Annotated in this window: 20 protein-coding genes and 1 pseudogene; 9 read left to right on the top strand and 12 right to left on the bottom strand. The window is 71.0% G+C overall.

Annotation, left to right across the window (positions count from 1 at the left end):
- Positions 1–5 precede the first annotated feature (5 nt).
- Positions 6–1,442, bottom strand: a complete 1,437-nt coding sequence (locus ACZ32T_RS28090) for a peptidoglycan recognition protein family protein (RefSeq protein ID WP_467369658.1) — start codon at positions 1,440–1,442, stop codon at positions 6–8.
- Between the two features lie 140 nt (positions 1,443–1,582).
- Here ACZ32T_RS28090 and ACZ32T_RS28085 point away from each other — a divergent pair, with 140 nt between their 5' ends.
- The 4 genes and pseudogenes from ACZ32T_RS28085 to ACZ32T_RS28070 all read left to right on the top strand — a co-directional run bounded on the left by ACZ32T_RS28085 (position 1,583) and on the right by ACZ32T_RS28070 (position 6,455).
- Positions 1,583–2,335: a TIGR03089 family protein gene (locus tag ACZ32T_RS28085; RefSeq protein ID WP_467369656.1), complete on the top strand. Its 753-nt coding sequence runs from the start codon at positions 1,583–1,585 to the stop codon at positions 2,333–2,335.
- A 186-nt stretch (positions 2,336–2,521) separates the two neighbouring features.
- Positions 2,522–3,814, top strand: a complete 1,293-nt coding sequence (locus tag ACZ32T_RS28080) for an LCP family protein (protein ID WP_467273777.1) — start codon at positions 2,522–2,524, stop codon at positions 3,812–3,814.
- A 462-nt stretch (positions 3,815–4,276) separates the two neighbouring features.
- Positions 4,277–4,729: pseudogene (locus ACZ32T_RS28075) on the top strand (LCP family protein); the annotation flags it as partial.
- A gap of 49 nt (positions 4,730–4,778) precedes the next feature.
- Positions 4,779–6,455 carry an LCP family protein gene (locus ACZ32T_RS28070; protein ID WP_467369654.1) on the top strand — a complete coding sequence of 559 codons (1,677 nt, stop codon included), beginning with the start codon at positions 4,779–4,781 and terminating at the stop codon, positions 6,453–6,455.
- Positions 6,456–6,509: 54 nt separating this feature from the next.
- Here ACZ32T_RS28070 and ACZ32T_RS28065 read toward each other — a convergent pair whose 3' ends face one another.
- Positions 6,510–7,532 (bottom strand): glycosyltransferase family 2 protein, encoded by a 1,023-nt coding sequence (locus tag ACZ32T_RS28065; protein WP_365933544.1) that lies wholly within the window; start codon positions 7,530–7,532, stop codon positions 6,510–6,512.
- 189 nt (positions 7,533–7,721) lie between these two features.
- Between ACZ32T_RS28065 and ACZ32T_RS28060 the strand changes: the two genes are divergently transcribed.
- Positions 7,722–9,227: an LCP family protein gene (locus ACZ32T_RS28060; protein ID WP_467273781.1), complete on the top strand. Its 1,506-nt coding sequence runs from the start codon at positions 7,722–7,724 to the stop codon at positions 9,225–9,227.
- A 49-nt stretch (positions 9,228–9,276) separates the two neighbouring features.
- Here ACZ32T_RS28060 and ACZ32T_RS28055 read toward each other — a convergent pair whose 3' ends face one another.
- Together ACZ32T_RS28055 and ACZ32T_RS28050 are read right to left on the bottom strand one after the other, a co-directional pair.
- Positions 9,277–10,701 (bottom strand): MFS transporter, encoded by a 1,425-nt coding sequence (locus ACZ32T_RS28055; protein ID WP_467369652.1) that lies wholly within the window; start codon positions 10,699–10,701, stop codon positions 9,277–9,279.
- A gap of 4 nt (positions 10,702–10,705) precedes the next feature.
- On the bottom strand, positions 10,706–11,944 hold the full coding sequence (locus ACZ32T_RS28050; RefSeq protein WP_467369650.1) for a M20 metallopeptidase family protein: 1,239 nt from the start codon (positions 11,942–11,944) through the stop codon (positions 10,706–10,708).
- A 59-nt stretch (positions 11,945–12,003) separates the two neighbouring features.
- On the opposite strand from ACZ32T_RS28050, the gene ACZ32T_RS28045 reads away from it, so the two are divergent.
- Entirely contained in the window at positions 12,004–13,131 is a 1,128-nt protein-coding gene (locus ACZ32T_RS28045) for an Lrp/AsnC family transcriptional regulator (protein ID WP_467273787.1), read from the top strand.
- A 15-nt stretch (positions 13,132–13,146) separates the two neighbouring features.
- Here ACZ32T_RS28045 and ACZ32T_RS28040 read toward each other — a convergent pair whose 3' ends face one another.
- Complete coding sequence (locus ACZ32T_RS28040) at positions 13,147–13,695, bottom strand: acyl-CoA thioesterase (RefSeq protein WP_467273789.1); 549 nt, start codon at positions 13,693–13,695, stop codon at positions 13,147–13,149.
- 119 nt (positions 13,696–13,814) lie between these two features.
- On the opposite strand from ACZ32T_RS28040, the gene ACZ32T_RS28035 reads away from it, so the two are divergent.
- Complete coding sequence (locus tag ACZ32T_RS28035) at positions 13,815–15,098, top strand: LCP family protein (protein ID WP_467369648.1); 1,284 nt, start codon at positions 13,815–13,817, stop codon at positions 15,096–15,098.
- Positions 15,099–15,159: 61 nt separating this feature from the next.
- Here ACZ32T_RS28035 and ACZ32T_RS28030 read toward each other — a convergent pair whose 3' ends face one another.
- Both ACZ32T_RS28030 and ACZ32T_RS28025 read right to left on the bottom strand, forming a co-directional pair.
- On the bottom strand, positions 15,160–15,723 hold the full coding sequence (locus ACZ32T_RS28030) for a ferritin-like fold-containing protein (protein WP_467369647.1): 564 nt from the start codon (positions 15,721–15,723) through the stop codon (positions 15,160–15,162).
- A 187-nt stretch (positions 15,724–15,910) separates the two neighbouring features.
- Entirely contained in the window at positions 15,911–17,068 is a 1,158-nt protein-coding gene (locus tag ACZ32T_RS28025; RefSeq protein WP_467369692.1) for an acyl-CoA dehydrogenase, read from the bottom strand.
- 197 nt (positions 17,069–17,265) lie between these two features.
- Here ACZ32T_RS28025 and ACZ32T_RS28020 point away from each other — a divergent pair, with 197 nt between their 5' ends.
- Entirely contained in the window at positions 17,266–18,609 is a 1,344-nt protein-coding gene (locus tag ACZ32T_RS28020; protein WP_467273378.1) for a UDP-glucose dehydrogenase family protein, read from the top strand.
- Positions 18,610–18,678: 69 nt separating this feature from the next.
- Here the strand turns inward: ACZ32T_RS28020 and ACZ32T_RS28015 are convergent, their stop codons facing one another.
- Genes ACZ32T_RS28015 through ACZ32T_RS28005 form a run of 3 tightly spaced genes read right to left on the bottom strand, consistent with a single transcriptional unit; the run spans position 18,679 to position 21,552 of the window.
- Positions 18,679–19,872, bottom strand: a complete 1,194-nt coding sequence (locus ACZ32T_RS28015) for a dipeptidase (protein ID WP_467369645.1) — start codon at positions 19,870–19,872, stop codon at positions 18,679–18,681.
- A gap of 7 nt (positions 19,873–19,879) precedes the next feature.
- Positions 19,880–20,416: a 5-(carboxyamino)imidazole ribonucleotide mutase gene (gene purE, locus ACZ32T_RS28010; protein WP_467273376.1), complete on the bottom strand. Its 537-nt coding sequence runs from the start codon at positions 20,414–20,416 to the stop codon at positions 19,880–19,882.
- Positions 20,413–21,552, bottom strand: a complete 1,140-nt coding sequence (locus ACZ32T_RS28005; RefSeq protein ID WP_467273375.1) for a 5-(carboxyamino)imidazole ribonucleotide synthase — start codon at positions 21,550–21,552, stop codon at positions 20,413–20,415. Before ACZ32T_RS28005 ends, purE begins: the two co-directional genes overlap by 4 nt.
- A 164-nt stretch (positions 21,553–21,716) precedes the next feature.
- On the opposite strand from ACZ32T_RS28005, the gene ACZ32T_RS28000 reads away from it, so the two are divergent.
- Positions 21,717–22,235, top strand: a complete 519-nt coding sequence (locus tag ACZ32T_RS28000) for a GtrA family protein (protein WP_467273374.1) — start codon at positions 21,717–21,719, stop codon at positions 22,233–22,235.
- 3 nt (positions 22,236–22,238) lie between these two features.
- On the opposite strand, the gene ACZ32T_RS27995 is transcribed toward ACZ32T_RS28000, so the two are convergent.
- Both ACZ32T_RS27995 and ACZ32T_RS27990 read right to left on the bottom strand, forming a co-directional pair.
- Positions 22,239–23,507: an ATP-binding protein gene (locus ACZ32T_RS27995; RefSeq protein ID WP_467273373.1), complete on the bottom strand. Its 1,269-nt coding sequence runs from the start codon at positions 23,505–23,507 to the stop codon at positions 22,239–22,241.
- A 14-nt stretch (positions 23,508–23,521) separates the two neighbouring features.
- The gene (locus tag ACZ32T_RS27990) at positions 23,522–24,199 is read right to left on the bottom strand and encodes a response regulator transcription factor (RefSeq protein WP_031098784.1); all 678 of its coding nucleotides are present in this window, start codon (positions 24,197–24,199) and stop codon (positions 23,522–23,524) included.
- Positions 24,200–24,590: the final 391 nt, after the last annotated feature.

Here is a 24,590-nt window from a genome sequence, read left to right as displayed (position 1 = left end):
CCCGGTCAGCGGCCCTGCAGCTTCGCCGAACTGGTCCGGGCTGTGCCGAGCTTGTTGTAAAGACGGATTCCGGGGCATTCGGTTGCGAAGCCGTCGCGGTGCCCGGAGATGACGTTGAGTTTGGCCTTCGCACCCTTCTTGTACTTGCCGCTGCCGCCGGAGACGAGCGTGACCTTGCCCTTGGGGTTACGCCCGAACAGGCCGAGCTTCCAGGCGGTGAGCTTGGCGATGGCGGTGACCGCCGCGGCGGGCGGGTTCTTCGAGCTGAACGTCCCGAGTACGGCGATGCCCATGCTGTTCGTGTTGAAACCGAGGGTGTGGGCGCCGAGAACCGCCTTCGACACGCCCCCGGCGCGTCCCTCGTAGATGTTCCCGCACTTGTCGACGGCGAAGTTGTAGCCGAAGTCGCGCCAGCCGCTGCTCTTGACGTGGTAGCGGTAGATACCGCGCAGGACGGAGGGCGCCTGGGCGCAGGTGTAGTTGTTGCCGGTGGCGCTGTGGTGGACGAACGCCGCCTTGACGGTCGAGGTGTAGGCGAAGGTGCGCTCGCGCAGGCTCTCGTCGGCGCCCCAGCCCTTGCGGGTGACGATGCCGGGACGCGGTCCCACGAACGGCTTGGCGCCGGCGCCGACGACCGCCTGCTCCTCCGACTCGGCCTTGCTCAGGGCGGAGATCTCGGTGGCGCCCAGCGGGGCGAGGTCCGCGTTGACCGCGGAGCTCTCGGCCGCGGCCATGGTGAGGCCCGCGGACTCGGGGAGCGGGCCCGGCTGAGCGGCGGTGGCCGGGGTCGCGGTGCCCGCCGGCGGCGTGACGGCGGTGGTGGCGCCCGGCGTGGCCTCGGCGCGCGGCTGCTCCGGGTCGTCGCCCGGATCGACGAGCTCCACCTGGAGGCCGGCGGGGAGGGGCGCGGTGCCGAGAGCGCCGTTCCGCGGTCCGGCGCTCTCGGAACGTACGCGTACCTCCACTCCGTCCGAGTCGCCGACCCAGAGGGGGGCGGTGGAGCCGCGGACCGTTCCCGATTGGCGTTCGGGGCTGCCCGAGTCCGCGGCGTGGTCGGTGTTGTGGGTCTCCAGGGACTGCCAGCCGGACCACTTGGTGGTGCCGGTCGCCCGGGTGCGGACCTGGACGGTGCCGTGCAGTTCGGCGTCGGCGTCGTCCCAGACGACGCCGACGAGGGAGAAGCGGTGCGAGTCGCGCCGCAGCAGCCCTTGTGCGGCCGCGGGGTGCATGGATTCGGTGGGTGTACCGGTGGCCCTCGGGGCCGCGTCGGGGAGCGGCCGCAGGGGCATCGACTGGGTCGACCCCGCGGGTTCGCCGGGGGCTGCCGCGGGCGCCTGCGCGACCGGGGCCTGGGTGGGGGCGGCGGGAGCGGGCGCGGCGAGCGGGAGGGTGAGTGCCGTCGCGCAGGTGACGCCGATCGAGGTTGCAAGAAGTGCACGCATACAGGAAATCCTTGACAGAGTCCGGCATTCCCGGCTACTGGAGTACACGTGCCCGCAGTTGACGCCCCGTCTGCCGAACCGGTGTACGGGCCACTCGTGACGCCCTGTCGGGCCGGTGCCCGCCGCGTACCCTTGCGCGGATGAACGCCAGTGATCGCACCCCCGCCGACCTGCTGCGATCCGCGCTCGCCGCGGACCCCGGCCGTCCCCTCGTCACCTTCTACGACGACGCAACCGGAGAGCGCGTCGAACTGTCGGTGGCCACCTTCGCCAATTGGGTGGCCAAGACCGCCAATCTGCTCCAGGGAGACCTGGCCGCCGAGCCGGGCGACCGGCTCGCGCTGCTGCTCCCCGCCCACTGGCAGTCGGCCGTCTGGCTGCTCGCCTGCTCGTCCGTGGGCGTCGTCGCCGAGGTCCAGGGCGACCCGGCCTCCGCCGATCTGGTCGTCAGCGGATCCGACACGCTCGACCGGGCCCGCGCGTGCAGCGGTGAGCGGGTCGCGCTGGCCCTGCGCCCGCTGGGCGGCCGGTTCCCGCAGCCTCCCGAGGGGTTCGCGGACTATGCGGTGGAGGTGCCCGGCCAGGGCGACCGCTTCGCCCCGTACGCCCCTGTGGACCCGGCCGCCCCCGCACTGACCGTGGGCGGCGTGGCCCTGACGGCGGACCAGCTGGTCGCGCGGGCCCGCGAGGACGCGGCGGAGCTGGGACTCGACGCGGGGTCCAGGCTCCTGACGGGCCGTACGTACGACACCTGGGAGGGGCTGTCCGCCGGGCTCTTCGCCCCGCTGGCCGTGGGGGGCTCCGTCGTCCTGTGCCGCCATCTGGACCAGCTGGACGAGGACGGGCTGGCCAAGCGCGTCGAGAGCGAGCGGATCACCCGCACCGCGGTATGACAAGCGCCCTGAGCGCCACTCGTCCGGCCCACAGCGGGCCGAGCCCCCAAGGATGCGCGCCGACGGCGGTACATGATCGGGCGGTAGGAAGCACCACCGGGAACGCCGCCCGCATGCACAACCAAGCGTGATGTTCAGCCGTCTACTTCTGCGACCGGCGGCCCATCGCGCCGCCGAACGTGAAGGATGGACGCAGACGTGAGCGACAGCCCCGGCACCCCCGCCGAACCGGACCGCCCGGACGACTCGGCCGGGAGCGGGCCCGCGGACGGGAGCGACGGCGGGTCCGCGGCCGGCACCTGGGCCGAGCGCCGCCGGCCCGCCCCCGGGGCCGGCCGGCGGCCCTGGCTCCGCTGGACCGCTCTCGCCGCCTCCTTCCTCGTGCTGGTCGCCGCGGGGGCCGGCTGGTGGCTCTACAAGAAGCTCGACGGCAACATCAGCACCGACACGAGCGCGGCCGCCGAGCTCAAGGCGTACGAGAAGGAGCGTCCGAGGCCGGTCGCGAGGGGCGCCCGGAACATCCTGCTCATCGGCTCCGACACCCGCTCCGGCGACAACAGCCGGTACGGCCGTGACGACGGCGGCAGCCAGCGCTCGGACACCACGATCCTGCTGCATCTCGCGGCCGACCGTGAGAGCGCGACGGCGGTGTCCGTGCCGCGCGACCTGATGGCCGAGATCCCCAGCTGCCACAAGGACGACGGCAAGGCCACGAAGAAGCAGTTCGCCCAGTTCAACTGGGCCTTCGAGCTCGGCGGCACGGCCTGCACGATTCGTACGGTCGAGAAGATGACGGGCATCCGCGTCGACCACCACATGGTCATCGACTTCAACGGCTTCAAGGACATGGTCGACGCCGTGGACGGTGTGGAGGTCTGCCTCAAGGAGCCGGTCGACGACGTGGACGCCCGCCTCAAGCTCCCCGCGGGCCGGCAGAAGCTCGACGGCGAGGAGGCCCTGGGATACGTACGGGCCCGTAAGTCGATCGGCGACGGCAGCGACACCGAGCGCATGGACCGTCAGCAGAAGTTCCTGGGCGCCCTCGTCAACAAGATGCAGAGCAACGGCGTGCTGCTCAATCCGGCCCGGCTCTATCCGGTGCTGGACGCGGCGACCAAGTCGCTCACCACCGACCAGGGACTCGACTCCCTGAGGGACCTGTACGACCTGGTGCGCGGGATGCGGAACGTCCCCACCGAGAAGGTGCAGTTCCTGACCGTGCCCCGGCGGGAGTACCGCGCCGACCCGAACCGCGACGAGCTCGTCCAGCCGGACGCGGACCGGCTCTTCACACAGCTGCGCGAGGACGATCCCGTCACCGTGGTCCCCGCCGAGGAAATCAAATCCGGGGATTCACAGGCAGATCACAGCTCCGGGAAGGACCCGTCGGGCCAAAAGCCAGGCGATTCGGGCACGAGCCCCACTCCGGCGCCCACCTATTCGGGGTCGAATGCCGCAGATGACCCGTGCGGCTCGTAAAACAATGCCCAAGGCATCAACAGACATGAACGGCAAAACGGAGCGGAACAGGCAGAATGCCCGGTTATAAAGAGCGTGGAATGTGTCACGCCCGCCCCCTGTGGCTGATAACGCCGGATAGTGTGACGCGATCCGGTGTTCGCGGCCATCAGGCCGCACACGGCCGGAGCGGACAACCGAGCGCCCGGCCGGGGGAGGCGCCTCGCGTGGCACCGACGGAGGATTCAGGAAACCGTGGACGCGCATAGCCGTGGGCGGGCGGACGAAATAGATCCCGCCGACCAGTGGGTGCCGAACCCGCGGACCGGCAATTACGAATTGCGACTGAACCACTCCGGAAGAGAGTCGCCCGCCCCTTCGTCCACGCCGAATCGGAGGCCCGGCCGGGAGGAATCCGCCGCGGTTCCCGCTCGGCGGAGCCGCCGCCCGGCCGGCGACGGCCGCGACCGGACTCTTCCGGCCACGATGCCGGTGAGGGACAACCCGGCTGAACCGACGCCGGTCACCGTGGCCGTGGACCCGCAGAAGTCCCAGCAGCTGTTCTCGGTGATGCGCTCCGACACCTCCCTCACCGAGGTGAAGAAGAAGGAGCAGGCGGCCGCGACCCTCACCTGGCTGCGGGACGAGCAGGGCGTGACCGGCTCCACGAACAAGGCGAACGCCCCGGCGAAGACCGCCAGGACGACGCCGGCGTACGCACCGGGCCGGGCGGACCAGGCCCGTGCGCTCGCGGACATCACGGGCCTGCCCGCCACGGCGCTCGAGCAGGGGGCGGCGGGGGCCGACACCGACCAGGCGATGGTGCTGAGCCTGGGAGCCGACTTCAAGGGCGCGGGCGTACCCGTCGCCGGTCCGGCAAAGGCGCCGGAAGACATGCAGAGGGCAAGCGCCGACAAGGCGGAATGCGCGAAGTGACGACCGGTCGTCGCGCCACAGCGGAATTCTGAGGAGCAGGGGGATCCTGGTGGGACGTAGCAGCACGCGCGGGGAGGGGACACGGCCACGCAGCCGGCACGAAGGGCCGCCGGGTGAAGGCGGCGGTGACGCACCGGGCGGAGCCGGCGGCAAAGGCCACGGCCGACGGGCCCGGACGGCGCCTCCCCGCGCCGGGGGTGGTCCGGGGAGGCCGAACCGCCGTGCGCGGCGGGCCCCCAAAGGCGGTAAGCGACGCGTCATGCGCTGGGTGGCGTGCGTTCTCGCGCTGCTGATACTCGGCACCGGCGGCGCCGGTTACGTCTACTACAAGCACCTCAACGGCAACATCAGGAAAGAGGACCTGACGCTCGGCGACAAGGAGATGGCCGACCACAAGGCCAACTCCGCCGGGCAGACGCCTCTGAACATCCTGCTCATCGGATCCGACGCCCGGGACTCCAAGGCCAACCAGAAGCTGGGCGGCGCGAAGGAGACCTTCGGAGGCACGCCGCTCGCCGACGTGCAGATGCTGCTCCACCTCTCCGCGGACCGCAGCAACATCTCGGTCATCAGCATGCCGCGCGACACCATGCTGAAGATGCCCAAGTGCACCGACCCCGACACCGACGAGGTGTACCCGGCCAGCACGGTCGACGTCCAGACCAACGAGAGCCTGGGCCGCGGCGGGCCCGGGTGCACGGTGGCCGCCTGGTACGAGCTCACCGGCATCACCATCGACCACTTCATGATGATCGACTTCGCCGGTGTGGTCTCCATGGCCGACGCGATCGGCGGCGTCCCCGTCTGCGTCGACGCCAACGTCTACTCACACACCAGCGACGGCAAGGGCTCCGGGCTGAAGCTGGAGAAGGGCACCACCTCCGTCAAGGGCAAGCAGGCCCTCCAGTGGCTGCGTACGCGCTACGGCTTCGAGGACAACACCGACCTCGGCCGGACGAAGGCCCAGCACCAGTACCTGAACTCGATGGTCCGACAGCTGCGCAAGGGCACCAAGCTCACCGACCCCGGCAAGCTGATGAACCTCGCCGAGGCGGCCACCAGCGCGCTGACCGTCGACAAGGGCCTCGACACCGTCAAGAAGCTGTACGACCTGGCCGAGGAGCTGAAGAAGGCCCCGACCGACCGCATCACCATGACGACCATGCCGAACGTCTACGGCACGGGGCAGTTCGCCGGCCGGGTCTACCCGAAGCCCGACGAGGCCGAGCAGGTGTTCCGGATGATCCGTGAGGACGTCCCGCTCGACGGCAAGGCGTCCAAGCGTAAGAAGCCCGCGGTCAAGGACCAGGCCGCCCCGGACGACGAGATCGCGGTCAGCGTGCGCAACGCGACCTCGACCGACACCCTCGGTCCGGCCCAGGGCCGTGCGACCACGGTCCAGGAACTGCTCACGGAGGCCGGCTTCGCCAAGGCGAGCGTCGACTCGCAGAACGTCGAGGCCGCGGCCAGGACCGGCGTCCTCTATCCCAGCGCGGATCTGGAGGGTGACGCGCAGGCGGTCGCCAAGGCGCTCGGGATCCCGGTGTCCCAGGTGAAGAAGTCGACCGGCGTCTCGGGCATCGTCCTGGCCGTGGGAGCCGACTGGCGCGAGGACGAGGCGTACCCCGCCGAGGCCGCCGAGGAGAAGACGCCGGACTCGGCGAACCCGCTCAACGGCGCGGACGAGGAAGCCTGCATGAAGGTGAACCCGGGCTTCACCTGGTGACGTCGTACGTACGGGGAGGGGCCCCGCCGAGGGGCCTCCTCCCGTACGCGCCGGTCAGGCCGTCTGCTCGCGCACGGCCGGGCGGCGGCTGGCGATGACCCGCTTCGCCAGCGAGCGGGGGCTGGTCAGGAAGCCGTACCCCCAGGACATGTGCATGGTGGCCAGCGCCACCGGGATCTGCGCCCGCGCCTTCAGCGGCAGGCCCTTGCCGGCGGGCAGCGACCCGGCGACTATCGCCGCGGCGTACCCGGCCGGAACGACGAACGCCCACGGGGTGACGGCGGCGCCCACGACGATGCCGGCCGCGATCGCGCAGACGGCGGTCGGCGGGGCCAGGTAGCGCAGGTTGATCGAGCCGGAGTGGTAGCGGGCCACGACGTGGCGCCAGCGGCCGTACTCCTTGTACTGCTTGGAGAGGGCGCGGATGCTGGGCCGCGGGCGGTACTGCACCTTCAGCTCCGGCGAGAACCAGATCAGGCCGCCCGCCTCGCGGATCCGGAAGTTCAGCTCCCAGTCCTGCGCGCGGATGAACTCCACGTTGTAGCCGTCGGCGCGCTCCAGCGCCTCGCGGCGGAAGACCCCCAGATACACGGTCTCGGCCGGGCCCGCCTTCCCGCCGGTGTGGAAGGCGGCGTTGCCGACGCCGATCTTCGACGTCATCGCGGCGGCGACGGCGTCCTCCCAGGCGTTCTCACCCTCGGCGTGCATGATGCCGCCGACGTTCTGCGCGCCGGTCTCCTCAAGGAGGCGGACAGCGGTCGCGATGTAGTTCGGCGAGAGCATGCCGTGGCCGTCGACCCGTACCACGATCGGGTGACGTGACGCCTTGATCGCGGCGTTGAGCGCGGCAGGGGTGCGGCCGGTCGGGTTGGGGACGGTGTGGACCCGGGAGTCCTCCCGGACCAGCTCGGCAGCGATCTCGTCCGTACGGTCGTTCGAGGGGCCGAGGGCGATCACCACCTCCATCTCGCCGGCGTACTCCTGCTCGAGGATGTGCCGGACCGAGTTCCTGAGATGGCGTTCCTCGTTGAGCACCGGCATGATCACGGAGACGGCGGGGTACTGCGCGGCAGACATGTGGTCCTCGGGGGGTCCTCGGGGGTGCCGGGGTTCCGGGGGTTTTCGCACCCCAGGAGGCGGCGTGATTCGGCCGCCACGTTACCGCGAACGGGGGACAGCGGCGCGCGCCGCCGGGTCTCGTCCCGATCCGCAGATCGTATGGGCCTACCGTGCGAAAGTCCTACTCGCACCGCGGAGGTGTCCCCCGTGCCCACGCCGCCCCGACCGCCCCGTCCCCCGCACCCCCGCACAGCCGGCCCGCAACGCAGGCCCGCACGGAAACCCGGAGCCGGTGGCGCCGCGACGCGGAACCGGCGCGGCGCGCGGAAACCGCCACCCCGGTGGGGCATGCGGGTCGTCACCGGGCTGTCCGTGCTGGTACTCGGCGCCGGCGGCATCGGCCATGCCGTGGTGAGCGGTCTGGAGACGGGGATCGACCGGGTCGACCCGTTCAAGGACATGAAGAACCGCCCCCAGGGCGGCCACGGCATGAACTTCCTGCTCGTCGGCACCGACGGCCGCGACAGGATCAGCGCGGCGGAGAAGAAGAAGTACCGGCTGGGCGGCGCCCCCTGCCACTGCACCGACACCCTCATGCTCGTCCACGTCTCGGCCGACAAGCAGCGGGCCAGCGTCATCAGCCTGCCACGCGACAGCTACGCCGAGCTTCCGGCCCACACCGACGCCACCACCGGCAAGGAGCACGCCGCCCATCCGGTGAAGCTGAACGCCGCCTATGCCGAGGGCGGACCTCACCTCACGGTGCGGACCGTCGAGCAGATGACGGGCGTCAAGATCGACCACTATCTGGAGGTCGACTTCACCAGCTTCATGAAGACGGTCGACACCCTGGGCGGGGTGGAGATCTGCACCGCCAAGCCGCTCAAGGACCCCTACACCGGCCTGGACCTGGCCGCCGGCACCCACGAGCTGGACGGTGGGCAGGCGCTCCAGTACGTGCGCTCCCGGCACCTCGACGGGGCTGCCGACCTGGGCCGGATGCAGCGCCAGCAGAAGTTCATGGCCGCGCTGATCAAGCAGACGACCAGCAGCGGTGTGCTGATGAACCCCATGAAGTTCCAGCAGGTCGCCTCGTCGATGCTCGAGTCGGTCCGGGCCGACAAGGGCTTCGGCACGGAGCAGATGCTGGAGCTCGGCAAGGCCATGCGCGGCTTCACCCCGGCCTCCTCGGAATTCGCCTCCGTGCCCCTGGAGGAGAAGGGCTACCCGGTCAAGGGCATCGGCTCCACCGTGAAGTGGGACGCCGAGAAGTCGAAGCAGATGTTCCAGGCCCTGCGCGAGGACAAGCCGCTCGCCCCGCACCTGCCGAAGCAGCCCAAGGCGACACCCGTCGAGGTGGCCCCCGAACAGATCCGGGTCCAGGTCTACAACGGGACACCGAAGGACGGGCTCGGCCAGGACGTCGACGCGGCGCTGCGCTCCACCGGGTTCAACACCACCCGCTCCCCGATCAACGGCGGGCCGCACGACCTGCGGCGGACGCTGGTCACCTACGACCCCCGCTGGGACCGTTCCGCGAAGTCCCTGGCCACCGCGCTGCCCGGCTGCGAGCTCAGGGCGGTGAAGGGGCAGGGCGGGACCATGAAGGTCACGGCGGGCTCGGACTTCACCAAGGTGCAGCGCGTGAAGGCCGAGGACCCGCAGCGTGGTGAGTTCGGCACGATGACGGGCGACCAGGTGGTCTGCCCCTGATCACGCCGTCCGGAGGTCTTCTCGCGGCGCCGGGAAACGCGCCCCGAGGTCACCCCTCGCGGCGCCGGGAGAACGCCGTCGCCACGAGGGCGACGACCGCGGCGGCGGAGGCGGCCAGCCAGAGAGCCGTGTAGCCGCCCTCGCCCGGCTCGCCGGTGGGGTCCGGCAGGAACGCGCCGAGCAGGGTGGCGAAGACTCCGCCCGCCACGGCCCCGCCCAGCGTCTTCACGTTGTTGTAGAGCGCGGCCGCGATGCCCGTCGCCGACGGATCGGAAGCCTCGACGATCACCGTCGGCATGGCGCCGAGGGCCAGCCCTGTCCCCAGGCCGGTGAACGCGGACCCGGCCGCCATCTGCCAGATCTCCGAGTGCAGGAACGCGAACTGCAGGAAGGTCACGGCGACCAGCCCGAAGGCCACCATCAGCGTGGGCCGGTAGCCGATCCGCCGGGCGACGGCTGCCGTACCCAGCGAACCGATGACGCTGCCGACGGCCCCGGGCAGCAGGACCAGCGAGATGGACAGCGCGCTCAGCCCGAAGCCGTACCCCGTGACCTCCGGGTCCGCCGCGTAGAAGGTCGAGTTGGGCGCCTGGCTCCCGAAGTAGAAGACGCCGAACAGGAACGCCGCGCAGTAGAACGGGGCGGTGGTCCGCGCTGCCAGAGCCCGGACGTCGACCAGGGGCTCGGGGCTGCGCAGTTCCACCAGCACCCACACCGCCAGCAGTACGACCCCCAGTCCCACCGGCCCCAGGACCCGTACGGAACTCCACGAACCACCCTCCGCCCCGGAGACCCCGCCGAGCAGGGCGACCATGGCGCCGCCCAGCAGCAGGACCCCGGCCCAGTCCACCCGGCCGCCGGCCCTGCTCCGCGACTCCGGGACCGCGACGAAGGAGACGGGCACACAGACCACGGCGAGAGCGGCGGGCACCAGCAGGGTCAGCCGCAGATTGCCGAACGCGGAGTCGACGAGCCCCATCACGACCCCGCCGGCCATCGCGCCCAGCGTCAGCGCACCCACCAGGCGGGCGATCGCACGCCGCGCGTCGGCGACCGGGAGCCGGTCGCGTACGAGGGCGATCTCCAGGGGCAGCAGGGCGGCGACCGGCCCCTGGAGCACCCGGCCGGTGAGAAGCGTCGCGTAGTCCGGGGCCAGCGCGACGACGACCGTGCCCACCGCGATCGCCGCCAGGGCGATACGGAGCATCCGCCGGTGACCGTAGAGATCACCGAGTCGTCCGAACAGGGGGACACAGACGGCGGCGGCCAGCAGCTGTACGGAGACGACCCAGTTCAGGGCGGCGGAGCCGACACCCAGGTGATCGGCCAGGTCGGGCAGCAGCGGGGCGAGCCCGGCCTGCAGGAAGCCGCTGGTCACCTCGAAGAGGATGAGCAGCCCGACGACGGCGGTGACGGACGCGGGCAGCGGCTGCTCGGTGGGGGCGGCCGGCGGCGGGGTGGCGGTGGCGGTCATGGTGCTACTCCTGCGGGAAGCGGGCGTACGTGACGTCGGGCTCCGCTACGAGCGGGGTGCCGAGCCGGCGCAGCGCCAGCCCGGCGAGGAGCGCGGCGGCGTGCGGCAGCGCGTCGTCGTCGTAGACGGCCTGCGCGGAGTGGTTCATCGGCGCGGTCGCCGGGTCGGTGCCGGGCGGGCAGGCGCCGAGGCCGACGAAGGCGCCGGGCACCTCCCGGAGCACGAACGAGAAGTCCTCGGCCCCCGCCATCGGCTTGGGCGCCTCGAAGACGTGTCCTTCGCCCAGCACCCGCCGCGCGGTCTCCAGGGCGAACGCCGCCTCGTCCGCGTCGTTGACGGTCGGCGGGTACTGCTCGACGTAGTCGACCTCGGCGCTCACCCCGTGGGCGGCGGCCACACCGTGCACGGTCCGCTCGAAGGCGGCGCGTACCCGTGCGCGGGAGGCGTCGGAGAAGGTCCGTACGGTGGCGGAGAACGAGGCGGTCTCCGGGATGACGTTGGCCGCGGTGCCCGCCTCGATCCTCCCCACGGTGACGACGGCCGGATCGAAGACGTCGATCTCGCGGGTGACGGCCGTCTGGAGCGCGGTGACCATGGCGCACAGCGCGGGCACCGGATCGGCGGCCGAGTGCGGTGCGGAGCCGTGCCCGCCCCGCCCGCGCACGGTGACCTCCACCGCGTCCGAGGCGGCGAGCATGGGTCCTGGCCGGGTCGCGGCGAACCCGGTGGGCGCGCCGGTGGAGATCACGTGCAGGGCGTACGCGGCGACGACCCGCTCCCCGGCGGCGTCAAGAACCCCCTCGTCGATCATGACCTGCGCCCCGCCCTGCCCCTCCTCGCCGGGCTGGAACATGAACACGACGTCACCGGCCAGCTCCTCCCGCCTGGCGGCCAGCAGCCGGGCCGCGCCGACGAGGCCGGTGACGTGCAGATCATGTCCGCACGCGTGCATTCGGCCGTCGACGACGGAGGCGTACGGCAGTCCCGTGTCCTCCTGGACGGGGAGCGCGTCCATGTCGCCGCGCAGGAGGACGGCGGGGCCGGGACGGCCGCCGCGCAGCACGGCGGTCACGGAGCTCAGCGCCTTGCCGGTCCGGATCTCCAGATCCAGACCTTCCAGCGCGGCGAGTATCTTCGCCTGGGTCAGCGGGAGGCAGAGGCCCAGCTCCGGCTCGCGGTGCAGGGCGTGGCGCAGTTCGGTCAGGGCGGGGGCGAGGTCACGGGCCTCGTGGAGCAGAGACATGGGCGTATCGTGCGGAGCGAGACCCTCCAACCATGATCGTCCGCAGGAAAGCGCTCCCCATGAGCCGATCGACGCACGAATCCGCCGGGCTCCCCGAACGCCTGCTGCGCACGGAGCAGCCTGAGCCGCTGGACGAGCTGGACTATCTCCTCATCACGGCGCTCCAGACCTCCCCCAGGGCGGAGTGGGCCCAGATCGGGAAGGTCCTCGGCATAGACGCCTCGACGGCGGCCCGCCGCTGGAACCGGCTCACCGAGGCCGGGCACGCCTGGCTCAGCTGCTACACGGTGGCGGTGGGGCCGACGGTGCCGGTCATCGCGTTCGTCGAGGTGGACTGCGCCGCCGGCGCGCTGCACGAGGTGGCGGCGGAGATCGCGGACGATCCGCACCTGATCACCATCGAGCACGTCACCGGCGCCCGGGACCTGATACTCACCGCCGCCTTCCCCGACCTGGCGATGCTGGCCCGTTACGTCGGCTTCCGCCTCGGCCGGCTGCCCGGGGTCTCGGCCACCCGGTCCCAGACGGCCACCGCCGTCCATACCGAGGGCAGCCGCTGGCGGCTGGACCGGCTGGACCCGGGCAGTCAGGACCTGCTGGCGAAGGACCGGATGCCGGCCCTGCCACGGCGGGGGCTGCCCGCGCCGGATGCCCTGGACACCCAGCTCTACCTGCTGCTCAGCGAGGACTTCCGTCAGCCGGCGGCCCGCCTCGCCGAACGCCTCGGGGTCAGCCCCACCACCGTGCGCCGCAGGCTGGACCGCATGCACCGGCAGGACGCGCTGATCTACCGCTGCGAGGTGGCCCGCCATCTGTCCGGCTGGCCGATATCGGTCACGCTCTGGGGCATCGCCCCGGCGGGCGAGACCTCGCGCATCGCCGCCCAGCTCATCCGCATGCGGGAGACCCGTCTCTGCGCGTCGCTGACCGGCCCGCACAATCTGATGCTCACGGTGTGGCTGCGCTCCGCCGAGGACATCGGCGCGTTCGAAGCGAGGCTGGCGGATCGCTTCCCCGAGCTCGCCGTCGCGGACCGGGCGGTCGCGCTGTGGCAGCTGAAGATCGCCGGCCATGTGCTGGACCCGCTGGGCCGCCACATCCGGGGCGTCCCGGTGACGTTCTGGGAGGAGCCCGAAGCACAACAGGCCGAGGACGCGCTCCTGACCCGCCTGCGCACCCCCCGCTGACCCTCCGCTGGAGGGCTAGTCGTCGATGCCCTCGGCGGCTCGTCGTTCGCGGAGTTCCTTGATCGCGCGGCGGCGGGCCAGGCGGTGGGTGCGGCGGATCTGGGCCTCCTGGTAGCGCCGCTTGTCGCGTTCCGTCTCCGGGGACACGGGCGGTACGCGGCGCGGCCTGCCGTCCTCGTCGACCGCCGCGAACACCAGGTAGGCGCTGCCGACCTGCTGGGCCGGGGTCGACTCGTTCCACCGCTCGGCCATGACACGGACGCCGACCTCCATCGAGGAGCGGCCCGTCCAGTTCACCTGGGCGCGGACGTGAACAAGGTCACCCACGCGGACGGGCTCCAGGAAGACCATCTCGTCCATCGAGGCCGTCACGGCCGGACCGCCTGAATGCCGGCCCGCCACGGCCCCCGCCGCGTCGTCGACCAGCTTCATGATCACGCCGCCGTGCACCGTGCCCAGGAGATTGGTGTCGTTGCCGGTCATGATGTGGCTGAGGGTGGTCCGGGAGGCCGAGGTCGGCTTGCCCGGAATATCGCCCTCCGGTGGCTGCGGCTGATCTGTCATGCCGTCCACCTTATGCGGGGGCTTGCACCCGGTTGCATTGCATCAGCTTCGCAACAGCCCTGCCCCGATCCCCCGTACACCCTGTAAGAGCCCCAGGCCGAGACGGCACACTGGTCCGCATGAGCGATTGGCCCGAAGGACGGAACGGCGGACAAGGCGAACGCTACGGGCGGGGCAGCGCAGCCCCCCGGCCCGAGAGCGCTCGCGCCATGCCGCACGTCCGGCGGCGCCCCGCGCCGCCGCAGTCCCCGCCCCACATCCCGCCGCAGCAGGGACAGGGCTACGAGGACGGACCCGGTTACGACAGCGGCTACAACACGGGGCAGGTGTACGGCGGCGGCGGCCGGCGCGGTGGCGGCCCCGGCGGTGGCGGTCACGGCGGCCGCGGGGGTGACAGCGGTTACGTCCAGCCCCGTGCGGCGCCGGACTGGGGCCGGCGGGTCAAGGTCGGCGTCCTGACCCTCGTCGTCGTGGTGCTCGCCGTCTCCGTCGGCACGTACTTCTGGGCCGACGGCAAGCTCAAGCGCGAGGTCGACCTCTCCAAGGTCATCGACCGTCCGGGCGAGGGCGACGGCACGAACTACCTGATCGTCGGCTCCGACAGCCGCGAGGGCATGACCGCCGAGGACAAGAAGAAGCTGCACACCGGCTCCGCCGAGGGCAAGCGGACCGACTCGATGATGATCCTGCACGACGGCTCCAACGGCCCGACGCTGATCTCCCTGCCTCGTGACTCCAACGTCGAGATCCCCTCCTTCGTCGGGTCCGAGTCCGGCAAGAAGTTCGAGGGGACGGGCCGCACGACCAAGCTGAACGCCGCTTACGCCGAGGACGGCCCGGAGCTCCTGGTCCGCACGGTCGAGTTCAACACCGGGCTGCGCATCGACCACTACGTCGAGATCGGCTTCGGCGGCTTCGCCAACATCGTGGACGCCATCGGCGGCGTCGAGATGGACATCCCCAAGGCATTCAAGGACAAGAACTCCGGCGCCGACTTCCAGGCCGGCAAGCAGACCCTGAACGGCGAGCAGTCCCTCGCCTTCGTCCGTACCCGGTACGCCTTCGCGGGCAGCGACCTGGACCGCACGAAGAACCAGCAGAAGTTCCTCGCGGCCCTGGCCTCGCAGACGGCGACCCCGTCGACGGTCCTCAACCCGTTCAAGCTCTACCCGACGATGGGAGCGGGCCTGGACACGCTGATCGTCGACAAGGACATGTCGCTCTGGTCGCTCGGCAACATGTTCTTCGCGATGAAGGGCGTCACGGGCGGCGAGGGTACGTCGATGAACATCCCGCTCACGGGCGGGAGCGTGAACGGCAACCTGGTCTGGGACAAGGAGAAGGTCAAGCAGCTCGTGGAGCAGCTGAAGAACGACGAGAAGGTCACGGTCAAGGGCAGCTGACGCCCCGCCGCCGGACGCGGACGGCCCCTCACCACGCGCTCCGCGGGGTGAGGGGCCATTGTCACGCGCCCCCGGACGCCGCCGGCTGGTAGAGGTCGTTCAGTTCGTCGGCGTGGTCTTCCTCTTCCTTGAGGATGTCCTCGATGAGCCGTCGCGTCGTGGGGTCGCTCTCACCGATCCAGCGCACGATCTCCGTGTACGTCTCGATGACGATCCGCTCGGCGACGAAGTTCTCCCGGATCATCTCCTGGAGGTCGGTCTCCGCGGGCGTCTCGTACTCGGTGTGCGAGCGGGCGACGAGTGTGGCCGGGTCCATGTCGGGGCTGCCGCCCAGCTGGTTGATCCGGTCCGACGCGCGCTGGAAGTGGTCGAGCTCCTCGCCGGCGTGTTCACGGAACAGGTCCGCGACCTGCTGCCGGTGGATTCCCTGGGCCACGATCGCGTTCTGCGTGTAACGCAGGTAACAGACCATCTCGGTGGCGACCACCTGGTTGAGGACGTCGATGAGACGTTCCAGATCGGCGGTGTTCGCCGGGGTGACGGGGCCCTTGGTGATGTTCCTGCGGGCCTCTTCACGGATCTTGGAGATGTCGAGGGCGAACTGGTTCGGCACGAGGGTTCCCATCTGTCCGGTTTCGATCCCTTTTCTGCAGGCATCGGAATCGTACGGGCAGGAAGCCTTCGGGAGCCGCTTGCGACTCGCTCCCCGGACAGGGCCCGTCACCGCGTACACGGCGCCGACGGTCCGGACGGCGCGGGCCCGGGCAGCGTGCGTGTGCTGCCCGGGCCCGCGCGTCCTGCGGCGGAGACCGTTACGGCAGGTTGCGCGCCATGACGATGCGCTGGACCTGGTTCGTGCCCTCGTAGATCTGGGTGATCTTCGCGTCGCGCATCATGCGCTCCACCGGGTAGTCGCGGGTGTAGCCGTAGCCGCCGAGGAGCTGGACGGCGTCGGTGGTGACCTCCATGGCGACGTCGGAGGCGAAGCACTTGGCCGCGGCGCCGAAGAAGGTGAGGTCGTTGTCGAGGCGCTCGGACTTGGCGGCGGCGCTGTAGGTGAGCTGGCGGGCGGCCTCCAGCTTCATGGCCATGTCGGCGAGCATGAACTGGATGCCCTGGAAGTCGCCGATCGGCTTGCCGAACTGCTTGCGCTCCTGGACGTAGCCCTTGGCGTAGTCCAGGGCGCCCTGGGCGATGCCGAGGGCCTGGGCCGCGATCGTGATGCGGGTGTGGTCCAGGGTCTTCATCGCGGTGGCGAAGCCGGTGCCCTCCTCGCCGATCATGCGGTCGGCGGGGATGCGGACGTTGTCGAGGTAGACCTCGCGCGTCGGGGAGCCCTTGATACCGAGCTTCTTCTCCGGGGCGCCGAAGGAGACGCCCTCGTCGGACTTCTCGACGACGAACGCCGAGATGCCCTTGGAGCGCTTGTCCGGGTCGGTGACGGCCATGACCGTGTAGTACTCGGACTCGCCCGCGTTGGTGATCCAGCGCTTCACACCGTTCAGGACCCAGAAGTCACCGTCGCGCACGGCCTTGGTCTTCATGCCGGCCGCGTCCGAGCCGGCGTCCGGCTCGGAGAGGGCGTACGAGAACATCGCCTCGCCCTTGGCGAGCGGGCCCAGGTACTTTTTCTTCAGGGCCTCGGAGCCGGAGAGGATCACCGGGAGCGAGCCCAGCTTGTTCACGGCCGGGATGAGGGAGGACGAGGCGCAGACCCGCGCCACCTCCTCGATCACGATGACCGTGGCGAGCGCGTCCGCGCCCGCGCCGCCGTACTCCTCCGGCACGTGGACCGCGTGCAGGTCCGAGGCGACCAGAGCCTTCAGCGCCTCGTGCGGGAAGCGCGCCTCCTCGTCCACCGCGGCCGCGTGCGGGGCGATCTTCGCCTCGGCGAGCGAGCGGATCGTCTCACGGAGCATCTCGTGCTCCTCGGCCGGACGGTACAGGTCGAAATCGGTCGAACCCGCCAAGACGTTCACTCCCCAAGGATGCTAACTACCGTTAAGTAACACGATTTTAGTGGCGCTGTCGCGCGGAGGCATACGGGCGGGACACGTGAGCTTGCCGACAGCCGCGGAGACGGCCCGGGGGACGACCGGAAAACGGCGTTCCGCACGCCCGGTTATGCTCGGCTCCGCACGTCTGCCCGCATCGTTCAGGAGCACCCATGGCCCTCAGGATCACCGTGATCGGCACCGGCTACCTCGGCGCCACCCATGCCGCGGCCATGGCGGAGCTGGGCTTCGAAGTCCTGGGGCTCGATGTCGTGCCCGAGAAGATCGAGATGCTCTCGGCCGGCAGGGTGCCGATGTACGAGCCGGGGCTCGAGGAGATCCTGCAGAAGCACGTCGCGGGTATCGAGGGGTCCACCGGGCGGCTGCGGTTCACCACCTCCTGGGAGGAGATCGGCGCGTTCGGCGATGTGCACTTCGTCTGCGTGAACACTCCCCAGAAGCACGGCGAGTACGCCTGCGACATGAGCTATGTGGACAGCGCCTTCGAGTCGCTGGCCCCGCAGCTGACCCGCCCCGCACTGGTCGTGGGCAAGTCCACCGTCCCGGTGGGCTCCGCCGCACGGCTGGCGGCGCGGCTGGCCGAGCTGGCGCCGGTGGGCACGGACGCGGAGCTGGCCTGGAACCCGGAGTTCCTCCGCGAGGGCTTCGCGGTCAAGGACACCCTGCACCCCGACCGGATCGTCGTCGGCGTGGAGAGCGAGCGGGCCGAAAAGGTGCTGCGCGAGGTGTACGCGGGGCCGGTCGCGGAGGGTTCGCCCTTCGTGGTGACGGACTTCCCGACCGCCGAGCTGGTGAAGACCTCCGCCAACTCCTTCCTGGCGACCAAGATCTCGTTCATCAACGCGATGGCCGAGGTCTGCGAGGCCGCCGACGGCGACGTGGTGAAGCTCGCCGAGGCGATCGGCCACGACGAGCGCATCGGGAAGAAGTTCCTGCGGGCCGGGATCGGCTTCGGCGGTGGCTGTCTCCCCAAGGACATCCGGGCCTTCATGGCGCGCGCCGGTGAGCTGGGCGCCGACCAGGCGCTCACCTTCCTTCGGGAGGTCGACTCCATCAACATGCGCCGGCGCGGTCACATGGTCGAGCTGGCCCGCGAGGCCGTGGGCGGAGGATCCTTCCTGGGCACCCGCGTCGCGGTCCTGGGCGCCACCTTCAAGCCGGACTCCGACGACGTACGCGACTCGCCTGCCCTGAACGTCGCCGGGCAGATCCATCTGCAGGGCGGCCAGGTGACGGTCTTCGACCCGAAGGGCATGGACAACGCCCGGCGGCTCTTCCCGACGCTCGGCTACGCGGACACGGCGCTGGACGCGGTGCGCGGCGCGGACGTCGTGCTGCACCTGACGGAGTGGCGCGAATTCCGGGAGCTGGACGCGGTGGCGCTCGGCGAGGCCGCGGGGCGCCGGATCATCCTGGACGGCCGCAACGCGCTGGACCCCACGGTGTGGCGCGAGGCCGGCTGGACGTACCGGGCGATGGGCCGCCCGAAGGCCTGACCCGGCTGAGCACCACACACGAGGAGGCGGCGGCCACAGGGCCGCCGCCTCCTCGTGTCGGGGACCGGCTCAGCCCGTCGGGCCGTCCAGCTCGTCGATCGTCGCGTGGGACGGGCCGACGCGGGTGATCAGATCGCGGGACACCGCCTCCGCGTCACGCAGGACCCGCACGGCGTTCTGCCACGTCAGCTTGGCCACGTCCGTGTCCGACCAGCCGCGCGTCAGCAGCTCCGCGATCAGGTGCGGGTAGCCCGACACGTCCTCCAGCCCCAGCGGGAGGAACGCCGTGCCGTCGTAGTCGCCGCCCACGCCGATGTGGTCGATCCCCGCGATCTCGCGCATGTGGTCGAGATGGTCGGCGATCGTGGCCACGGTGGCCATCGGGCGCGGGTTGAGCGCTTCGAAGTCCGCGTGGATCCGCATGGCGGCGGGGGTGGTGTCCAGGTGGTGCAGGCCGTGCTCCCGCATGTTGCGGTCCGCGGCGAGCGTCCACTCGACGGCCGCGGGCAGGACGAACTTCGGCACGAAGGTCGCCATGGCCACGCCGCCGTTGGCCGCGAGCATCCGCAGCACGTCGTCGGGGATGTTGCGCGGGTGGTCGCAGACCGCCCGGGCGGAGGAGTGCGAGAAGATCACCGGCGCGACGGAGGTGGCGAGCGCGTCGCGCATCGTGGTGGCCGCCACATGGGAGAGGTCGACCAGCATCCCGACGCGGTTCATCTCGCGTACGACCTCACGGCCGAACTCCGACAGGCCGCCGACGCGCGGGGAGTCGGTCGCCGAGTCCGCCCAGTCGGTGTTGTCGTTGTGCGTGAGCGTCATGTAGCGGACGCCGAGTGCGTGCAGCGCGCGCAGGGTGGCCAGCGAGTTGTTGATGGAGTGGCCGCCCTCGGCGCCCATCAGCGAGGCGATACGGCCCTCGGCGCGGGCCTTCTCCATGTCGTCCGCGGTCAGGGCGCGCCGCAGGTCGTGCGGGTAGCGGTCCAGCATCTCGCCGACCACGTCGATCTGTTCCAGCGTGGCGCTGACCGCGTCGTCGCCGGCCAGGCGGGGTGCGACGTAGACGGACCAGAACTGCGCTCCGACGCCGCCGGCCCGGAGCCGCGGGATGTCGGTGTGCAGCGTGCCGGTCTGGTCCCGGGAGATGTCGCGGGCGTCGAGGTCGTAGCCGACCTGCTCGCGCAGGGCCCAGGGCAGGTCGTTGTGGCCGTCGACGACCGGGTGGTCGGCGAGGAGGAGCCGGGCGCGGTCCAGGTTGTCCATCGGGGGCCTACTTCCCGAAGCCGAAGGAGTCCGCGCCCTGGGCCTTGGCGCGCAGCCGCTTGCCCTTCTCCGTCGCCTGCTCCTTGAGCTCCTGCTGGAAGTCCTTCATCCGTTCCAGCAGCGCGCTGTCGTGGGCGGCGAGGATACGGGCGGCGAGCAGTCCGGCGTTACGGGCGCCGCCGACGGAGACCGTGGCGACGGGGACCCCGGCCGGCATCTGGACGATGGACAGCAGGCTGTCCATGCCGTCGAGGTACTTCAGCGGTACCGGTACGCCGATCACGGGCAGCGGGGTGACGGAGGCGAGCATCCCGGGCAGGTGGGCCGCTCCGCCCGCCCCCGCGATGATGGCCTTGAGACCGCGGTCCGCGGCCCTCTCGCCGTACTCGATCATCTCGTGCGGCATGCGGTGGGCGGAGACGACGTCGACCTCGTAGGGGATCTCGAACTCGCCGAGGGCCTTGGCGGCCCCTTCCATCACGGGCCAGTCGGAGTCCGAGCCCATGACGATGCCGACGACGGGGGCGGAGCCTGGTGCGGTCATTCGGTGATCGTTCCTCGCAGGTAGTCGGCCGCGTGCCGGGCGCGCTCCCGCACGTCCGCCAGATCGTCGCCGTAGGTGTTGACGTGGCCCACCTTGCGGCCGGGCTTCACGTCCTTGCCGTACATGTGGATCTTGAGCTGCGGGTCCCGGGCCATGCAGTGCAGATACGCCTGGTACATGTCCGGGTAGTCGCCGCCGAGGACGTTGCACATGACCGTCCAGGTGGCGCGCGGGCGGGGGTCGCCGAGCGGGAGGTCCAGGACGGCCCGTACATGGTTGGCGAACTGCGAGGTGACCGCGCCGTCCTGGGTCCAGTGCCCGGAGTTGTGCGGGCGCATCGCGAGCTCGTTCACGAGAATGCGGCCGTCGTGCGTCTCGAAGAGCTCGACCGCGAGGTGGCCGACCACGCCCAGCTCGGCGGCGATCCGCAGGGCGAGCTGCTGGGCCTCCCCCGCGAGGCGCTCGTCCAGGCCGGGTGCCGGGGCGATGACGGTGTCGCAGACCCCGTCGACCTGGACGGACTCGACGACCGGGTAGGCGACGGCCTGGCCGTGCGGCGAGCGGACGATGTTCGCCGCCAGTTCCCGCACGAAGTCGACCTTCTCCTCGGCGAGGACGGGGACACCCGCCCGGAAGGGCTCGGCGGCGTCCGCCTCGGAGCGGACCACCCAGACGCCCTTGCCGTCGTATCCGCCGCGGACCGTCTTCAGGATGACGGGGAAGCCCCCCACCTCCTCGGCGAAGGCGGCGGCGTCCGCCGCGTCCGCGACGATGCGGTGCCGGGGGCAGGGCGCGCCGATCTCCGTGAGCTTCGCGCGCATCACCCCCTTGTCCTGGGCGTGCACCAGAGCGTCGGGGCCGGGGCGTACGGGAATGCCGTCCGCCTCCAGGGCCCGGAGGTGCTCGGTCGGTACATGTTCGTGGTCGAAGGTGATCACGTCGCAGCCGCGCGCGAAGGCGCGCAGTGTCTCCAGGTCGCGGTAGTCACCGACGACGACCTCGCCCACCACCTGGGCGGCCGAGTCCTGGGGCGTGTCACTGAGGAGCTTGAATTTGAGGCCGAGGGGGATGCCCGCCTCGTGGGTCATGCGGGCGAGCTGACCGCCGCCGACCATGCCGACTACAGGGAACGTCACCGGTCCAGGGTATCGGGCCGTGCGAAGGCCGCCCCCACCCTCTCCGGCACCCCCCCGGCACGAGGCCTCGTCACGGGGGCGAGGCGGCTCACGGGCATCACACGGGAGGGCTGGTTAGCATGGCCGAGTTGACGAAACCGACCGGACGGGGCTGAGCGATCACCATGAGCGAACGGGGCGCACTGCGGACCCGGCTTGATCTGCTGGCCCGGGAGGTCGCCAAGTTCGGCGCGGTCGGCGCACTCGGGCTGGTCGTCAATATCGTCGTCTCGAACCTGATCTGGCGCACCACGGACTTCCCCGTGGTGCGGGCCGGACTGATGGGGACGGTCGTCGCCATCCTCTTCAACTACGTCGGCTTCCGTTACTGGACCTACCGGGACCGTGACAAGACCGGCCGTACCCGGGAGCTGACGCTGTTCCTGCTCTTCAGCGCGGTCGGGGCGGTCATCGAGACGGGCGTGCTCTACCTGGCGACGTACGGCTTCGGCTGGAACAGCCCGGTCCAGAGCAATGTCTTCAAGATCATCGGCATCGGGGTCGCCACGCTGTTCCGCTTCTGGTCCTACCGCACCTGGGTGTTCAGGGCGCTGCCCGCCAAGGAGGCCGTGCTCGACGCGGAACGGTTTCTGGAACAGCGGCGGCCCTCCGACGAGGTGACACCGGGTCCCGTGACCCGCTGACGCTCAGCGCACGGGGCGCAGGGAGTCCTTGCGGCTCGGCGCGACACGGCTGAGGAAGAGGGCGAAGACCGGCGGCTGCTGCTGGAGCAGTTCGAGCCGGCCGCCGTCGGCCTCGGCGAGGTCCCGGGCCACGGCCAGGCCGATCCCGGTGGAGTTGCGGCCGCTGATGGTGCGCTCGAAGATCCGCGCCCCAAGGTCGGCGGGGACGCCGGGCCCCTCGTCCGTGACCTCGACGACGACCTGGTTGCCGGTGACACGGGTACGCAGCGCGACCGTGCCGCCACCGTGCATCAGCGAGTTCTCGATCAGCGCGGCGAGCACCTGGGCGACGGCTCCCGGGGTGCCGACGGCCTCCAGGCCGTGCTTGCCCGAGCAGACGACCGCCCGGCCGGCGCTGCGGTAGGCCGGGCGCCACTCCTCGATCTGCTGCTTGACGACCTCGTCGAGGTCGAAGACGACGGCGGAGCCGGTGCGCGGGTCGCGGGCGTTGGTCAGCAGCCGCTGCACCACGTCGGTGAGCCGCTCGACCTGGGTGAGCGCGATGTTCGCCTCCTCCTTCACCGTCTCCGGGTCGTCGGTGACGGAGATCTCCTCGATCCGCATGGAGAGGGCGGTCAGGGGCGTACGGAGCTGGTGCGAGGCGTCCGCCGCCAGGCGCCGCTCCGCGGTCAGCATCCGGGCGATCCGCTCGGCGGACGAGTCCAGGACGTCGGCGACCCGGTCCAGCTCCGTCACCCCGTACCGCTTGTGGCGGGGGCGGGGATCGCCCGATCCGAGGCGCTCGGCCGTCTCGGCGAGGTCGGTGAGCGGGGAGGTGAGCCGGTCGGCCTGGCGTACGGCGAGGAGTACGGCGGAGATGATGGCGAGCAGCGCCACCGCTCCGATGATCAGCAGGGTCCGGCCGACCTCGCGGGTCACGGCCGAGCGGTCCTCCTCGACGGTGACCTTCTCGCCCTGATCCCCCGTCTCCGTGCTCCGGATGGCGTCGCCGCCGGTGGGGCGGTCACCGACCTCGATGGCGGCGCGCCCCGGGATCTCGACGCGGGCGTAGCGACTGGGGTCCACCTGCTCGGCGAGGACCTGGGGGGTGATCCGCTCGGCGCCGAGCAGCCGGCTCTCGACGACGCTGATCAGCCGGAAAGCCTCGGAGTCGACGCTCTCCTGGGCGCTGTTGCTGATGGTGCGGGTCTCGACGATGACGAGGGAGACGCCGAAGACGGCGATCACGACGAGCACCACGGCGAGCGTGGAGTTGATCAGTCGGCGGCGCATGAGTGTTCTGTACGTCAGCTCTTCTCGAAGCGGAAGCCGACGCCCCGGACGGTGGCGATGTAGCGCGGATTGGCCGCGTCGTCGCCGAGCTTCTTGCGGAGCCAGGAGATGTGCATGTCGAGGGTCTTCGTGGAGGACCACCAGGTGGTGTCCCACACCTCACGCATCAGCTGGTCGCGGGTGACGACCCGGCCGGCGTCCCGCACGAGGACCCGCAGCAGGTCGAACTCCTTGGCGGTGAGCTGGAGTTCCTCGTCGCCCATCCAGGCCCGATGGGACTCGACGTCGATCCTGACGCCGTGCGTGGCGGGCTGCGGGGCGGGCTCGGTGGCGCCGCGGCGCAGCAGGGCGCGGACCCGGGCGAGGAGCTCGGCGAGGCGGAAGGGCTTGGTGACGTAGTCGTCGGCCCCGGCGTCCAGGCCGACCACCGTGTCGACCTCGTCGGCCCGGGCGGTCAGCACCAGGATCGGCACGGCGTGGCCGTCGGCCCGGAGCCGCCTGGCGACCTCCAGCCCGTCCATCCCGGGCAGCCCCAGGTCGAGGACGACCAGGTCGACGCCTCCCTGGAGTCCGGCGTCCAGCGCGGTCGGACCGTCCTCGCGGACCTCGACCTCGTAACCCTCACGACGCAGGGCGCGGGCCAGTGGCTCCGAGATGGATGCGTCGTCCTCGGCGAGCAGTACACGGGTCATGGAGTGATGGTAGTCCGCGCAGGCCCGCTGGGGTGAGGCACTGGGCAGGCCCTGCGAGTCAGGGTCACGAATCGGTCATCCTCCTTTGAATATGGGACCGTGGTTCCACGCATACCTGTGATCCATCTCTCAAGTCCTTCCATATCCCCGCGTGTCGTGTCGTATGGTTGCTCGACGCCTGTTGCACCACCGAAGGACCTTTGGGCAGCTTTTCGCGCCAAGGGTCTCTTTTGTGTACGGGCCGGTTCCCGCCGGCCCCGACCAGTGAATGACCTGTGGGCCGGGCCCGGAGCGCGAGGACGCGCGCCGGGCGTGGATCCCGGAGCGGTCTGTCCCACGACCCCGTCACCCCACTCCCAGCGGAGCGGTGGCCCGGATCGAATCCCCTCGA

The sequence above is a fragment of the Streptomyces sp. NPDC023573 genome, assembly GCF_055559735.1.
This window is presented reverse-complemented; position numbering and strand designations above follow the sequence as displayed.